The organism is Dendrosporobacter quercicolus (assembly GCF_900104455.1).
GTDB lineage: Bacteria > Bacillota > Negativicutes > DSM-1736 > Dendrosporobacteraceae > Dendrosporobacter > Dendrosporobacter quercicolus.
The window spans coordinates 394,251-409,170 of the sequence record NZ_FNHB01000002.1 but is presented as its reverse complement, the minus strand read 5'-3'; the positions used below and the strand labels follow the sequence as shown (position 1 = coordinate 409,170).

Below are 14,920 nucleotides of genomic sequence, written 5' to 3'. Positions count from 1 at the left end.
AACCTTTTTCCCCGGCGGCAGGTAAGCATCAAACTGCCGTCTGTTCCCGCGCCGCCAGGACTGTTTTTAGTGATTGCAGTTGGCGTACCAAACTGGCATCGATTAATTTTCCACCCAATTTGACGATAACGCCACCCAGTATTTGCTCGTCAATAGCCGGTTTCAACACAATCCTGCTGCCGGTAACCTGGCTGAGCTTGTCGGCCAGCAGCCTGCTCTGCTCCGGCGTTAGCGGTTTAACGGTAATCACTTCAGCCACAGTGATGTTACGGGCCTTGTTGGCGATATCCACGTATTGCCGGACAATGGCCGGCAATATGGTTTCCCGGCCCTTATCGATCAGCAAAAGTAAAAAGTTGCTGACAAAGTCAGTCAACTCACCTGCGAATATTTTGGTCATTGTATCCTTCTTGGCCTGCGGTGGAACGAGCGGGTGCTCAAGGAACCCCCGCAGGTCAGGATGAGCGGCAACCGCAGTAGTTACCAGCTCCAGCTGGGCTTGAACCGCATCAAGCATCTTTCGTTGTACGGCCAGCTCATAGATGGCCTGGGCGTAAGTTTGCGCGAGCTGACTTAGCATGGCAGACCACCTATCTTCTCGCTGTCAAGCTCATTAATAAACTCATTTACCAACTTGGCGTTGGCTTTTTCGTCCAGGTTCTGGGCAATAATTTTGGCGGCTGCGGCCACCGCCAGGGAAGCCAGCTCGCCCTTAAATTCCAGCATTGCCTGTTCCCGCTCACGGCCAATTTCTTCCTGCGCTTTTTGCAGCAAACGGCTGCTTTCAGCCTGAGCCTCCCGTAAAATTTCCTCTTTGGTTTGCTCGGCCAGCGTGGTGGCTTTTTCCACAATTGCCTGCGCCTGGGCGCGGGCAGTTGCCAATTGGTTCAGATAGTCCTGTTTTAATTGTTCGGCAGCCAACCGGTCCTGTTCGGCAGTATCCAGACTTGTCTGGATTTTCGACTGACGTTCAGCTAAAATCTTCATTAACGGCTTATAAGCAAACTTGCCTAGAATTGCCACCAGCAGCAGGAAATTTATAATTTGCGCAAAAAGTGTCGCATTTAAATCAATCAAACGAGGCCCCTCCTCTTTCGGCGCGTATCAGGGAAGCGGCTGGCTTGCGGTAAACCGGCGGCCAGTCGCTCAATTACGCAGCATTTACTTAAATGAACGGGTTAGCAAATACCAAAACAATAGCAATAACGGCAGCGATAATCGGAATAGCCTCAATCAAACCGACCGAGATCAGCATGTGCACCAAAATAGTTCCTTTGGCTTCCGGCTGTCTGGCGATCCCTTCAATGGCTTTGGAAGTTACGTTACCGTTGGCGATACTGGCTCCGATGGCAGCCAACCCAATCGCTAACGCTGCACTAATGGCCGATGCTGCAATAATAATTGCTTGTTCCACAATAAAATCCCCCTTTTTTTCTAGAACCAAAAGTTCATAATAACCTATTATCTCCAGTTGCTGGTGATGGGCATCTGTTAATGCTGATCATCCTGCAACGAACTGGAAAGATAAGACATGGAAAGCACCAGAAAAATAAATGCTTGTACAATGCCGACGAATACGCTGAACGCCAGCCAAATCGTCGGTACAAAATAAGGCACCAGCATGCCCAGAATAACCAGCAGAATCTCGCCGGCCAGAATATTGCCGAATAACCGGAAAGACAATGTTACCGGTTTGGCCAGTTCCTCTACAACATTGATAAACACAAATGGAAAATAGGGTTGAAAGTAATGCTTGACATAGTTTACCAGACCTTTATTGGCGATCGACAAACCGTGCGTCAGCAGCACCACCATTAGAGCCAGGCCAAGCGTCGTGTTGAGATCGGCGGTTGGCGAGGTAAATCCCGGAACCAGCCCCAATTCGTTGCTTACCAGGATAAATAAGAATAAGGTAATCAGCAGCGGCGCTAATTTTCGTCCCTTAGGGCCGATCGTTGACTCAATTTGATCAAGCAGCTCAACAACGACCATTTCCATAAAATTCTGCCACCCGCTCGGCACCAGGCTTAACCGGCGGGTTGCGACAACAGCCAGAACAATGATAATTGCCATTGTCAGCCAAGTCATATACAACGTGTCCATATGAAAGGTAAGCCCGGCAAACTCGACGGCCTTATGTACTCCAATGGCATGACCTTCACCATGTCCCATCTGCGCATCCACTCCTTTTTTCCGATATTTCCCCGCCCGGGAGCTTTTTTATGTTCTCAGGCTTTTTACTACAACAATGATATTCTGCGCCAGCATGATAATTTGAAAAGAGAATAGGCCGAGCATCGCCGCCAGGAAATCAATTCCCGGCATTTTCAACACTACAATCACAACCATAACCAGGAAACTTAGCCGAATGAGCCAGCCGGCCCGCATATAGGCAATGATTTTTTCCGGCTGCAGCGCCGCGCTTTGCCTCACTCTAAAACTCAGCAGGGCATAATATCCCAAACTCGCACTCAACCCCAGCAAAAAACCCGGTATCAGGGACTGCCGTCCGGCCAGGCACAACACAGCAATCGCCAGTGCTCCCCAGATGGCCATGCTCAGCATAGTTCGCTTAACTTCGCCCCGGTATTCAGTTAATTCCTGCTGTCTATCCTGTCCCATAACTGTCAGGCTCCCCATTCCGCAGACCAGGCTGGCAAAAAGTCAGGAATACTCCTGCATGATTCTCTTATAGACAGACCACAGGCCGGCTAACATGCCCAGCACAATACCACCCACCGTAAACCAGGGAAATGTAGCAAAATAGCGGTCAAGCCACCGGCCCCCAAATAACCCTACTGCTACTGTCGCCACGATATTCAGGCCGATTGATGCCGCCAGGCCGAAAGCGGCAAAAACCGGATTTTTGTTGTTCCTGCCCATCAGGGTCACCCCGGCCAAGTGAATTTTACGGTAAAATTCCCAGCAATCGCCTGCCCTATCCTCTGCCAGGCCTCGCAGCATAAGGCGGCAATCTTTACCGTCATAAGCATTACGCTAAACTTTAGAATAATTGTAATATTCTAGCATAAATTAACAAGTCCTGCCGTAATGCAGGAACTTATTCAATAACTTTTGTTACAATAATTTAATAATTCCAGCCGCAATTTAATCATTCCGTCCGCTGAAGAAAACATACTGCCGCACAGTAGAGATACTGACAGGGAATATTCCCTTGCCACTATACTCACAGTTTTAAGATTGACGATCTATTAGCAATAAGCCAACAGCAGCAGTCTGAGGTCATTCGCGGCAAAAAGAGCCGGGCCTGCCGGCGCTGAGTCCCTTCCGCCAGAGAATGGCCTGCACAATACGCCTGGATGCACATCCGTCACCGTAAGGATTACAGGCGTTTGCCATTTGTTCATATTCAGCCTGTCCGGTCAACAGCAGCCGGGTCTCGGTGTACACCCGGTCCCGGTCGGTGCCGATCAGTTTCACCGTACCGGCTTCAATTGCTTCAGGCCGTTCTGTTGTGTCCCGTAAAACCAAAACCGGCTTGCCCAAAGCCGGGGCTTCCTCCTGAATTCCGCCGGAATCGGTCAAAACCAAATAAGAACGGGCCAGTAAATTGGCAAAGGGCTGATACTCCAGCGGGTCAATTAGATGAACGCGTTCCAAGCCACCCAGTTCGCTATTCACTACGTCCCGGACCAAAGGATTGCGATGCACCGGAAAAACAACCTCCACATCGGCAAACTCACGGACAATATCACGCAGGGCCTGGTATACATGCCGCATTGGCTCACCCAGATTCTCCCGGCGATGCGTGGTAACCAATATCACTTTACGGTCAGTGTAATTAATACCGGCCAGCAGCGGACAGGTAAACCGGTACTGAGGATCAACCGTCGCCAGCAGAGCATCGATTACGGTATTGCCGGTAACAAAGATATCGGCTGGATCAACGCCCTCCTGCAGCAGATTAGCCTGTGCCGTGCCGGTCGGGGCAAAATGCAGGTCAGTCAGCGAGCCGGTCAGTTTACGGTTCATCTCCTCGGGGTAGGGTGAATACCTATTATGCGTGCGCAGGCCGGCTTCAACGTGACCAACCGCAATCTGGTGATAAAACGCGGTCAAAGCGCCGGCAAACGTCGTTGTTGTATCGCCATGCACCAGCACCATGTCCGGCTTCTCCTGCGCCAGTACGGCATTTAGGCCCTGCATCGCCCGGCAGGTAATATCAAACAGGGTTTGCCCTGTGGCCATTATATCCAGATCATGATCGGGTTTAATCGCAAACAGCTTCAGCACCTGATCCAGCATCTCCCGGTGCTGGGCCGTCACGGCTACAACCGGTTCGATCATGTCCGGATATTTTGCCAGTTGCAGCACTACCGGCGCCATTTTTATCGCTTCAGGACGCGTACCGAAAATGGTCATTATTTTTAGCCGCGACATCGTCATTACCCCTTCCGCCAAAGCACGATGATACTTGATGTTGCTTAACCACAGAGTACACAGAGGGAACGGAATAAGGGATATATCTGCGCGATGGCATCGCGCCTTCCTCCGTGTACTCTGTGTCCTCTGTGGTTAATATTTTACATAAAAATAGGCAGGCGGAGCCTGCCCGGTACACTCAGTGACTTTGCGCTGATTTTGCGGCTTTCAGAACGCCAATTTTGCGGGCGCCAAAGAAAGCAACCGCCACAATAGCCAGAATAATCAGGACGCCCAGTCCTTTGTTCACTTCAGTAAGAGCAATCGCGCTCAGGCCCAGACAGCCGCTGATCACATACATCAGCAAAACCGCCTGCTTTTGGCTGAGGCCCATTTCCAGCAGCCGGTGATGTAAATGTCCCCGGTCAGGCTTAAAAATCGGCTTGCCGCTCATATAACGGCGAATAATTGCAAAGGCAGTATCCATAATTGGCAGGCCCAGCGCAACAATTGGCACAATCAGGGCAATCGTCGCCGCGCTTTTTACCGCGCCAATCACCGATATCGCCGCCAGCATATAGCCGAGAAACATGCTCCCCGTATCGCCCATAAAAATTTTGGCCGGATTAAAGTTATGCTGTAAGAACCCCAGCGCACTGCCGGCCAGAGCGGCTGTTAAGATTGCCACAATCCAAAAATCCTGCTGCAAGGCCACAAGTAAAATAGTCACCGAAGCAATGGTTGATACCCCGGCGGCTAAGCCGTCCAAACCGTCAATAAGATTAACCGTATTCGTTAGCCCCACGACCCACAGGATAGTCAGGGGGATAGATAAGAAGTCAACATATACCATATCGCCAAACGGATTGGTAATCCAGTCAATCCGGATATCAAATAAGATCAAAACAGCGGCGGCGGCAATTTGCCCCAGCAGTTTTACCTTGGCTGACAATTGTTTAAGATCATCAATAATACCCACAATCAGAATTACCGTTCCACCTAATAACAGCCCGAGAATCTCATGATTGACATGCATACTTGCCAGCACCGCCAAAACAAAGCCGGCATAAATTGCCAGACCGCCCATCCTGGGAATGGGTTTGGTATGCACCTTACGGGCATCAGGAGCGTCCATAGCTCCGGTTTTCACGGCTACTGCAATGATTTTGGGGGTCAAGAAATAAGCAACAGCCAAAGCCACCGTAAACGCCACAATATATGTCTGCATAAATTCAGCACCTCACTTCAATGCAACACACCTATTTTACCGCAGTCCGGCCATACTGTCAATCAATGTCAAGCCGGAGGCAGGCCGGGTATCGTGCGGTACTAGGCGCAATAGCCCCTGCTGCGCAGTTTGGCAATATGCTGCTGCGTCAGCATCTTTATATCAACCTGATATTTTTCCGCCAAAATGTACATCATCGTAAAGCAGCACTGCGCAACATCCAGTAATTCCCTGGCGCAGCCGACGAAGGCTGTATCACCCGGCAATGCCTGTTTTTCACCCGATGCACCCGTTTTTTTACCAAGATATTGCGTTATTTCACCAATTTCTTCCTGAATTTTGCACACCGTTGTCAACAAAGTGACGCCATTCAGCTTGAGGCGCGGCAAGGCCAGATATTTAAAATTTCCCGCCGTTTCGATCCGGTAGACCTGGGCTTTATCAAACCAATAGCCTTTATGCTCAAGCTTGGCTAAATGGCCGCTAATGAGTGCATCGGCCTGAATACCGTAAGAATCCTCCATGACAAAGATCATTGTAACGCAGGTTTGGGCCACATCAAGCAGTTCTCCGGAAACCTCACTCAGCAGACTAGGAAAGGCTTGCGCCTCCGGACTGTCTTCATAGGGTAAGAACTGCAGCACTGCTCTGGCCAATTCCCCGGCCTCTTCCATGATCTTCAGCAAAGTGGACGGCAAGGTTGGTGAAAGATTATTCAGTTTTGGCAAATAGATAGCTTCAAACATTAAGATTACCCCGCAATAAAATCATACTGAATAAAGTTTATCATACCATGCCGGTTATTTTCAATTTGCAAATTTAGAGCTTTTCTTACAAATTTATGCTGTTTGTGTAACTATAGAATAAGATCAAACCTTTATAGTAAGAATTCTCATTTATTGATCATTTATACCAAACAGTTGATCAGCATAAAAACAAACATGAGACGGTGGTTGCCACTGGCCGGAAACTGCAGCGGACAGGAATAAAGAAAAAACGTCCCCGGCAAGGGGGACATCATGATAGCGGAAAAAAACGGGTCGCAATTGCCGGCACAATACTAACCAAGCATCGTTAGTTTGTTAAAATTCCGCCAGGAGCTCTCATTGTTGAGCTCCGCTAACAGCGCCTCCACCACCGCGGGATCAAACTGGCTGCCGGTGCAGCGGATAATTTCCGTTAAGACTTCGGGCGGGCTGAAGGATTTCCGGTAAATGCGCGGCGCAATCATAGCGTCAAAAGCATCGGCAACCGCTACAATTCTGGCCCCTAACGGTATGTTCGTCCCGGCCAGACCGTCAGGATAGCCTTTGCCGTCAAACCGCTCGTGATGGTGCCGCACAATACCGGAAATACCGCCAAACCAACTAACTTTACTTACAATATGATACCCAATGACCGGATGCTGCTTGATCATAGAAAACTGTTCATCAGTCAGGCGGCCCGGCTTATTCAGCACCTCATCCGGCACGCCGATTTTACCGATATCATGCAGGTGAGCGCCAATATGGATCAGTTGCTGATCCATTTCAGTAAGACCAATACGCCGGGCAAGCAACAATGCGAGATCGGCTACCCGCTCCGAGTGACCAAGGGTATAAGAACTTTTCGCATCCAAAGCTGCCGCCAATGCGTCTACTAGCTGGTGTAAATCGTCTAACAAAAAGGATTGCGATGACATAGCCCATTTCCTCCCCGTTCTTTGCTGCGATCCAAACGGCATACAGCAGCCGCTTGCGGATCATACACGCAAATAGCATCCCTGCCGCTGTCTTTGGACTGATATAATGCCTGATCCGCGAAATTATAAAATGAGTCCAGTGTGGGAAATGGCGGTCGGGCCAGGCTGCACATTCCAATGGAAACGGTAATTTTAATCTGTTGACGGTCAGTTAAGGCAAAAGCGGCTCCGGCAATGGCCTGCTGAATCTTCCGGGCAGTCCGTTGAGCGCCGTTACCGTCAGTACCGGGCAGCAGCACGGCAAATTCCTCACCGCCAATCCGCGCCACCAAGTCAATTGTTCTCACCACCCGTCGGACAATTGCAGCCAAGTCAACCAATACCCGGTCGCCATTTTGATGACCATACTGATCATTAACCCTTTTAAAATGATCAATATCCAGGATCAAAAGCGAAAGCGGTTCACGGTTTTGCGTCAATGCGAAGAATTCTCGTTCCAGTTCGTGAAAGAACCAGCGGCGATTGGCAATTTTAGTCAAAGGATCGGTCATTGCCATTACCTGCATGTTCTGGCAAGCCTGCTCTAATTCCGTAGTCCGCTGCTTCAGGGAAATCTGGGTTTCAATCAGCTCGTTATTGGCCTGTTCCAGCACTGATTTTTGCCGGGATATCTGTTGCCGGGACTGGTTCAGCTCAGCAATACTCTGTTGCAATTCCTGTTCGCGGCTGGCAATCTGCCGGGCCATCCAATTCATGTCCCGCATCAGCGCAATTATTTCATTTTCATCGTCCCAGTCACTTTGTTCATTCGGCACCGGCAGCACATGCCGGTAATTGCCGTTTTTCACCCTGGCGCAGAACGCCCTTACCATATTCAGTTGATTGCATAATAACCAGCCGCCGGTAAACCAGGGACTGGCTAGACCAAGCAAAATGGCGACGGCTACCGCCGCCGCCATTGCCTGACTATAATATTTGTCATAATAGACAGGCGAATCCCTTGTCATTCCAAAGACCAGGGCCAGCGGAATTAAAGCAATGCAGAGATATGCGATACGCAACTTCGTTTCCAGTTTCATACTGCTTCCCTCCAGCAATCTCTATCAACTGTCTTGCTTCTCCTCTTCCTTGGAACCGCCGTGATCCTTGCCTTTGCCGCAGCAATCGCCGGAAGAGCACTGGCAGCCTTTATCTTTAAAGATCGTTCCCCAGATCAGCCAGCCTAAATAGGCTGCTGCCGCCAAAACAATTGCCGCCAGAACAAAGTTTTCCATAGTTAACCTCCGTTGTGTTAGTAGCCTAACAGAGTGCCAATCTGGTAAATTGCCAGTGAAACGATATAGGCCAGGGCAGTTCCGTAAGCACTGCTGAATATCGCCCATTTCCAGGAGTTTGTTTCGCGTTTGACTACCGCCAGTACCGCCAGGCAAGGTGCGTACAGCAGTACAAAAGCCATCAAAGAGTAGGCAATCAGTGGGCTGAAGTGCGGGTCAGCCATGATGGCATCCTTTAAACTAACCGAAGTTTCGTCTGTTTCACCAAGGCTATAAATCGTCCCCAGTGTGCTCACCAGCACTTCTTTGGCCGTAAATGCCGCAAATAAGCCTACGCCAATCTTCCAGTCAAAGCCTAATGGTCTGATTACCGGCTCAATCCAGTGACCAAATTGTCCGGCATAACTGCCGGCCAGTTTTTCACTGGACTGTTCCCCTTCCAGTGCAGCCAGCTCCTCGTCTTTTTCAGTTTCAAATTCCAGATACTGCTGGGCAAAGGGATAAAGCGCCGCTCCGGTTGCTTCAAATTCCTTCAGCTTGCTTTCTTTATCAGCTTCCAGCGTCGCCAGCAAAACTTCATCCTCGCCGGCTTCTTCCGCCTGCGCGGCGAAATCCTCTTCAACCGCTTTTATATCGTCAATCATTGCCGACAGTTCAGTATTGTCCTCTAGGCTGGCAATGCCCAGCGGAGCCAGAATATCCCTGGCCACATGACCTTCAAAGTGTTCTGCAGCCTGCGCCGAAAGCTGCTCGAAATCCTTGCTGTATTCCACCTCGGCCGGATAATTGGTCAAAAACCATACCACAATGGACACCGCCAGAATGATCGTACCGGCTTTCTTCAAATAGAGATAACCACGTTCCCACATATGGGACAGTATGCTGCGCAGGGTCGGCGTATGGTAAGGCGGCAGTTCCATAACAAACGGCTCAGCCTCGCCTTTAAACAGCGTTTTGCGGAGCGCATAGGCCATAATGACCGCCAATGCTATGCCCAGGACATAAATAGAAAACAATACTGTTCCCGCCGATTCAGCCGGAAAAAAAGCTGCAATCAACAGCGTATACACCGGCAAACGGGCGCCACAGCTCATCAATTGCACAACCAGCAGCGTAACCATCCGGTCATTCTTGTTTTCCAGCGTCCGGGTTCCCATGACGGCAGGCACAGTACAGCCAAAACCGATTAATAACGGAATAAAGGATTTGCCATGCAGGCCGACTGCCCGCATTACCCGATCCATGACAAAAGCCGCTCTGGCCATATAACCGGAGTCTTCCAAAATGGCTATGCCCAAAAACAGCAGCAAAACAAGCGGGAAAAAGGAAAGAACGCCGCCCACGCCGCCAATGATACCATCAACAACCAGCGAACGCAGGTCGCCTTCAGGCATAGTTTGTCCCACCCAGTCGCCGAATGCGCCGATACCGGCTTCCAGCCATTCCTGAGGATAGACGCCAAGCTCAAATACTACATTAAATAATAGCCACATAAGTGCAAAAAATATTGGCAGGCCCAATACTCTGTTAGTGAGAACAGCGTCAATTTTATCGGAAGTGCTGGCAGCTTCGCCCCGTCCGGCAACCACTGCGCTATTGAATACCGCTGCCACGTAGCCATACCGGCGGTTGGCAATCGCCAATTCCGGCTCTTGCTGCGTTGTTTCGGTTAGCTCGCGCCGCAAAACCTCAACTTGTGCAATAACACTCTGACACCCTTCCCGGGCGCCGATACTTTCAATTACATTCCGGTCATTTTCCAGCATCTTAACAGCCAGCCAGCGTTTCGGATATGCCAGGCCCGGTACTGCGGCCAGACTGTCCACAACCTTGGCTACAGCCTGCTCAATTTCAGGCCCGTAATCAACCATAAAGGCGCCGTCATGCTTTTTCTCTCCTAAAGCTACCGCCGCCCTGAGAAGCTCTTCCATCCCCTGCTGCTTATTGCCGACAGTTCGCACTACCGGACAGCCGAGTTTAACGCCAAGAGCCTTATCGTCGATTTTCAGTCCGGCTTTGTCGGCCATATCCGCCATGTTCAGCGCCAGCACCAAAGGTCTTTCCAATTCCAGCAGTTGTACCGCCAGATACAGATTGCGCTCCAGATTGGCGGCATCCAGAATATTTACAATAATATCCGGTTTTTCCTCAATAATAAAATGACGGGCTACAAGCTCATCCAACGCATACGCTGTCAAGCTGTAAGTACCAGGCAAATCGACAATCGTCAGATTCCGTCCCTGATAACGACAGAATCCCTCGCGCCTTTCCACTGTTACGCCTGGATAATTGCCGACATGCTGCCGGGCGCCAGTAAGATTGTTAAAGATCGTTGTCTTGCCTGAATTGGGATTGCCGGCCAAAGCAATAATTAAATTGGGTTCTGACACTATCCTTCACTCTCCCTGCGGTTTTACTACGCCGGCTCAACTTCAATTAAATCGGCTTCAGTTTTACGCAATGACATATTAAACCCTTTTAGTTTAACCTCTATCGGATCACCCAGCGGTGCAAACTTTTGTACATTAATACGGGTTCCACTAATTACACCCATGTCGATAATTCGTCTGGTTATCGCTCCACTGCCGTGAACTTTCTTTACAATACCGTATTCTCCCGGTAATAACTGGCTTAACTTTTTGGACACAAATGAACTCCTCCTCACTTAAAATGATAACTGTTTTCATTGTTTGTATTATAAATGACAGGTTTTCCTCTGTCAAGGTATTCCAGTACATTTCGGGGAAGAACACCCCCTGTTTTTTACATATTTCCCATATCCCCCCTGTGACTTCGCCAGCGCTGTCGTAACCGCAATATTTCAGCGAAAAACCGTTTTTATTGGAGCCTCCCTTAATATATATCTCAATCCGATTGATAAGGAATTTCCTTATCAATCGGATTGCAAAATATCCTAATCAACCAGAGTCCGTTAATGGCAAAGCTTCCATTGATTGGTCATTCACCTTGTCCGCCAACCCCGGTGTAGTGATAATCCGTCCGTCTACGGTGACAAAGATAGCCTCAACACCGGGAAAGCGGCGTAAAACGGCCAGCCCCTGTTCCACGCCGAGAACCTGAAAGGCCGAACTGGGTACCAAACCGGTGCGCCCGTATTTATACACCAGCGTCACACTCGCCACTTCCTGTGGCTGCCGCCCGGTCCTGGGATCCAGAATATGAGCATAGCGTACTCCGTCTTTAATGAAATAGCGCTGATAATCGCCCGAGGTCCCCATGGTATCCCCTTCGGTCAGATCAATTCTGGCAATCAGTCTGTCGCTGTTGCGCGGATCCTGTACGCCAATCCGCCAGGGCGCGCCGCCGGGTTTTTGCCCAATCACCCGGATATCGCCGCCGGCATTGATCAAGGCCGAGCGAATGCCCCGTGCCTGGAGGATGTCTACAGCCTGATTGATGGCATATCCCTTGGCAATACCGCCCAAATCCAGCCGCATACCGGCCTGTGGCAAAAACACCGTATTCTCTGTCCTGTCCACCACCACCCGGCGATAGTCAACCAGTGGCAGAACCTGGTCAATTTCCGCCGTTGTCGGGATGTAGTCGCCTTTATGGCCAATGCCCCACAACCCGGTAAGAGGACCGACCGTAACATCAAAAGCACCGCCGGTCTGCAGGGCTACTTCACCGGCCCGGCTCAGCATGTCCAGCAGAGCCGGATCCACCATGACTTTATCAACTCCGGCCAGCCGGTTGATTTCCGCCGTCTGACTGCCGGGATTAAAATGATCGCTGATGGCCTGCAACCGCTCAAATTCAGCAAAGGCTGCCTGAACTGCTGACTCGGGCTCCGGCCCGTAGACGGTAATTTCAATGACGGTATCCATCAGGAAACGGGTTTCACGATACGGCTGCAGTTGCCCGTTATGTCCGGTAAACCAGCCGAAGCTCAAACTACCTGCCATAACCAGTACAACTGCAAGCAGCCACAGATATTGTTTACGCATAGGTACGCCGCCTCTCATTCCTCCGCCTGCCGGGCCGCGGAATGGACAGCGCGTCCAGGGCGGTTTACAGGCCAGACAAGTTCTTATACAATGATTATGACAAATATATTCCCAAGGAGTCGATCATGGTAAACTCAGGTCTTACCCGCGGTGACAAAGGACTGATTGCGTTTCTGCTGCTGGCTTCACTCAGTTTTATTGTCTATCAGTGGATCTTCCGGCCCCAGCCGCCGGCCAGGCTGGCTGAGGTGCGCATCAACGGCCAGCTTGTTCAGACGCTGCCGCTGCGCGCCGGTTATACCCGTGAATTACGCATCGGTGGTCAAACAGAATATGCGATCATCGAAGCCCGGGATGGCAGGGTGCGCATCCGTCAGGATGATTCACTCCGGCAGATTGGCGTCAAAACCGGCTGGATCAGCCGGCCGCCGCAACAAATTGTTAATCTGCCCTACCGTATTATCGTCACTGTGGTGTCGACAGAACCACCGGAAGTAGACGGCATTGCCCGCTAGTACCTTTTTCGCGCAGTTCCGCCTGTAACTCCTGCTACCGTTCTTCCACCGCCCCTTTGACCGCCGGAGCTCAGTCCGTCAGCCTGAACGCTGAACCGCACGATGGCAGGCGGCTGATAACCAGTGCCGCAGCATATCCCAGCCCAGTCCCGGCCAGCGTCCCGGCCAGCACCAGATACGGCAGGTATCCGTACACCCCTGTGCTGCCCACCAGCAGGGCGGCGACTGTAATTTGCGTAAAGTTATGCATGAGCGCGCCAGCCACGCTGACGCCGACAATCGACAGTACCGGCTGCCAGTGACGGTACGCGTAGAGCATAACCACAGCGCTCGTTAGCCCGGCGCTGAGGCTCATGGCAAAAGCGGGACCAAATCCGCCCCCCAACAACCCTGCCAGACAGGTGCGGGCGATCACTATCGCCAGCACGCCGCGGGCATTAAATACGTCCAGGGCCAGCAAGGTCGCCAGATTCGCCAGGCCCAGCTTCAAGCCGGGCAATACCGGCCAAAACGGCAATCGCAATTCGATCAGCCCCAGAATCAAAGCCACAGTGGTAAACAGCCCCAGCCGCATTAGCTGATGGACATTAGTGGTCATACCATCACTTCCCTTGCCGCCGGCCGCACCGGACAGTCTAGTACCAGCCATTAAACTTACCGCTGGTGCAAGATACCCACGCGGTGGTTTTACTTAAATACTTTTTGTATCCGGTCCAGCGCGAGTTGCTTCAGCGATATGCTGGCGCCGGATTTGGCGTCCACCGGCGAAGCCTGACCGAGCGCTTTATTTACAGCTTCGCGGAACTGCTGGTAGGAAACGGTGGCTCCCGCGATTGCATCAATGGCGTCCACGTCCTGTGTTTCCAGCAGTTTGACGGGATAACTCCCCGAAGCTTTCACTGCCTGCTGGGCTTTTTTATAAAATTCCTGGTTTTCAATTTTTCCGTTGGTTTTGCCATAATCTTCATCTTTCGGCGTACCATCCTTTTTCAGGCTCCGGTAATCAGCCTTGACGATCCGTCCGTTTTCAACAACCAGTGTGACTTCTCCCACTGAGCCCCGCTCATCGGGACCGCTCCTGGCCGTATAGGTTCCGTCCTTATAGCTTATTTCCCCCGCCTGCTTTTTGCTTCCGCCGCAACCGGCCAGCAGGCCGGCAACCAGCAGAACAGAAATCAGGCCGGTTATCCAGTTACGCATGCACAGTCCTCCTTTGTTCAAACAGGCATCCCTGCTGCAAATGCAGGTTTATATCCGCTCTGGCTGCCAGACCGGGATCATGGGTCACCAAAATAAGCCCCGCGCCACTCCCGCAGGTTTCCAGCAAACAGTCCGCTACTTCGGCCGCGATAGCCGGGTCCAGATCATTGGTTGGTTCATCCGCCAGAATCACTTTCGGCTTGAGCAGCAGGGCTCTGGCCAGCGCTACCCGCCGCAGCTGTCCGATGCTTAGTTCCTGCGGCCGGTAATGAAGACGCTCTTCCAGGCCAAAACGGCCCAGTAGTTCCCGCGCCCGCACTTCGGCCGCCTTCCCGGCCCGGGTCAGCCAGGCCGGAACCAGAACATTTTCCAGGGCGGTAAGGGAATGAATCAATCGTGCCCGTTGAAAAACAAAACCAAAACAGGCGGACCGCAACGCTGCCTGACGGCTGGGTTCCAACCCGCCGGCATCACATCCGTCAACGATCACTGCGCCCGAAGTGGCCTGTTGCAGCAGGCCGATAATCGATAATAGTGTGGTTTTACCGCCGCCTGACTGCCCGGTAATCGCCAGAGACTTACCCGGCTCCAGCACCAGCGAAACAGCATCTAAAATCCGCTCCTCACCATAGCTTTTACTGACCTCCCGCACTTCCAGCAAATATTTCACA

19 protein-coding genes are annotated in these 14,920 nt (G+C 51.3%); 1 reads left to right on the top strand and 18 read right to left on the bottom strand.

All coding sequences use genetic code 11. The features are described 5' to 3' along the window. Positions 1-28: 28 nt before the first annotated feature. The 15 genes from atpH to BLR06_RS07910 all read right to left on the bottom strand — a co-directional run bounded on the left by atpH (position 29) and on the right by BLR06_RS07910 (position 12,534). Positions 29-580, bottom strand: coding sequence for an ATP synthase F1 subunit delta (atpH, locus tag BLR06_RS07975; protein ID WP_092070993.1), 552 nt, complete (start codon positions 578-580; stop codon positions 29-31). Further along, positions 574-1,077 (bottom strand): F0F1 ATP synthase subunit B, encoded by a 504-nt coding sequence (gene atpF, locus BLR06_RS07970; protein ID WP_092070990.1) that lies wholly within the window; start codon positions 1,075-1,077, stop codon positions 574-576. The genes atpH and atpF overlap by 7 nt, the downstream gene beginning before the upstream one ends. An 88-nt stretch (positions 1,078-1,165) precedes the next feature. Continuing rightward, a complete protein-coding gene (gene atpE, locus BLR06_RS07965) occupies positions 1,166-1,414 on the bottom strand; it encodes a F0F1 ATP synthase subunit C (RefSeq protein WP_092070987.1) in 249 nt (82 codons plus the stop codon). 77 nt (positions 1,415-1,491) lie between these two features. Next, positions 1,492-2,172, bottom strand: coding sequence for a F0F1 ATP synthase subunit A (atpB, locus tag BLR06_RS07960; RefSeq protein WP_092070985.1), 681 nt, complete (start codon positions 2,170-2,172; stop codon positions 1,492-1,494). A gap of 48 nt (positions 2,173-2,220) precedes the next feature. After that, positions 2,221-2,622 (bottom strand): ATP synthase subunit I, encoded by a 402-nt coding sequence (locus BLR06_RS07955; RefSeq protein ID WP_092070980.1) that lies wholly within the window; start codon positions 2,620-2,622, stop codon positions 2,221-2,223. 42 nt (positions 2,623-2,664) lie between these two features. Next, entirely contained in the window at positions 2,665-2,964 is a 300-nt protein-coding gene (locus tag BLR06_RS07950; protein ID WP_245698069.1) for an AtpZ/AtpI family protein, read from the bottom strand. A 279-nt stretch (positions 2,965-3,243) separates the two neighbouring features. Further along, on the bottom strand, positions 3,244-4,401 hold the full coding sequence (wecB, locus tag BLR06_RS07945; protein ID WP_092070977.1) for a non-hydrolyzing UDP-N-acetylglucosamine 2-epimerase: 1,158 nt from the start codon (positions 4,399-4,401) through the stop codon (positions 3,244-3,246). A gap of 181 nt (positions 4,402-4,582) precedes the next feature. Then, on the bottom strand, positions 4,583-5,611 hold the full coding sequence (locus BLR06_RS07940) for a glycosyltransferase family 4 protein (protein ID WP_092070974.1): 1,029 nt from the start codon (positions 5,609-5,611) through the stop codon (positions 4,583-4,585). Between the two features lie 101 nt (positions 5,612-5,712). Further along, positions 5,713-6,357: a nucleoside triphosphate pyrophosphohydrolase family protein gene (locus BLR06_RS07935; RefSeq protein WP_092070972.1), complete on the bottom strand. Its 645-nt coding sequence runs from the start codon at positions 6,355-6,357 to the stop codon at positions 5,713-5,715. A gap of 314 nt (positions 6,358-6,671) precedes the next feature. After that, on the bottom strand, positions 6,672-7,292 hold the full coding sequence (locus BLR06_RS07930; RefSeq protein WP_092070969.1) for an HD-GYP domain-containing protein: 621 nt from the start codon (positions 7,290-7,292) through the stop codon (positions 6,672-6,674). Then, positions 7,268-8,371, bottom strand: coding sequence for a GGDEF domain-containing protein (locus BLR06_RS07925; RefSeq protein ID WP_092070966.1), 1,104 nt, complete (start codon positions 8,369-8,371; stop codon positions 7,268-7,270). Before BLR06_RS07925 ends, BLR06_RS07930 begins: the two co-directional genes overlap by 25 nt. Before the next feature lie 24 nt (positions 8,372-8,395). Beyond that, entirely contained in the window at positions 8,396-8,566 is a 171-nt protein-coding gene (locus tag BLR06_RS19505; protein ID WP_173812819.1) for a hypothetical protein, read from the bottom strand. 17 nt (positions 8,567-8,583) lie between these two features. Next, complete coding sequence (gene feoB / locus BLR06_RS07920; protein WP_092070963.1) at positions 8,584-10,956, bottom strand: ferrous iron transport protein B; 2,373 nt, start codon at positions 10,954-10,956, stop codon at positions 8,584-8,586. Positions 10,957-10,982: 26 nt separating this feature from the next. Continuing rightward, positions 10,983-11,213 carry a FeoA family protein gene (locus tag BLR06_RS07915; RefSeq protein WP_092070960.1) on the bottom strand — a complete coding sequence of 77 codons (231 nt, stop codon included), beginning with the start codon at positions 11,211-11,213 and terminating at the stop codon, positions 10,983-10,985. Between the two features lie 271 nt (positions 11,214-11,484). Continuing rightward, entirely contained in the window at positions 11,485-12,534 is a 1,050-nt protein-coding gene (locus tag BLR06_RS07910) for an FAD:protein FMN transferase (protein ID WP_092070958.1), read from the bottom strand. 125 nt (positions 12,535-12,659) lie between these two features. Between BLR06_RS07910 and BLR06_RS07905 the strand changes: the two genes are divergently transcribed. After that, complete coding sequence (locus BLR06_RS07905) at positions 12,660-13,049, top strand: NusG domain II-containing protein (protein WP_092070955.1); 390 nt, start codon at positions 12,660-12,662, stop codon at positions 13,047-13,049. Between the two features lie 70 nt (positions 13,050-13,119). On the opposite strand, the gene BLR06_RS07900 is transcribed toward BLR06_RS07905, so the two are convergent. From BLR06_RS07900 to BLR06_RS07890, 3 genes are read right to left on the bottom strand one after another with little or no spacing between them, the layout of a single operon-like run. Beyond that, positions 13,120-13,698 (bottom strand): Gx transporter family protein, encoded by a 579-nt coding sequence (locus BLR06_RS07900; RefSeq protein ID WP_092070953.1) that lies wholly within the window; start codon positions 13,696-13,698, stop codon positions 13,120-13,122. Between the two features lie 38 nt (positions 13,699-13,736). Next, complete coding sequence (locus BLR06_RS07895) at positions 13,737-14,249, bottom strand: FMN-binding protein (protein WP_092070949.1); 513 nt, start codon at positions 14,247-14,249, stop codon at positions 13,737-13,739. Continuing rightward, a complete protein-coding gene (locus BLR06_RS07890) occupies positions 14,242-14,919 on the bottom strand; it encodes an ABC transporter ATP-binding protein (protein ID WP_092070946.1) in 678 nt (225 codons plus the stop codon). The genes BLR06_RS07895 and BLR06_RS07890 overlap by 8 nt, the downstream gene beginning before the upstream one ends. Position 14,920 lies beyond the last annotated feature (1 nt).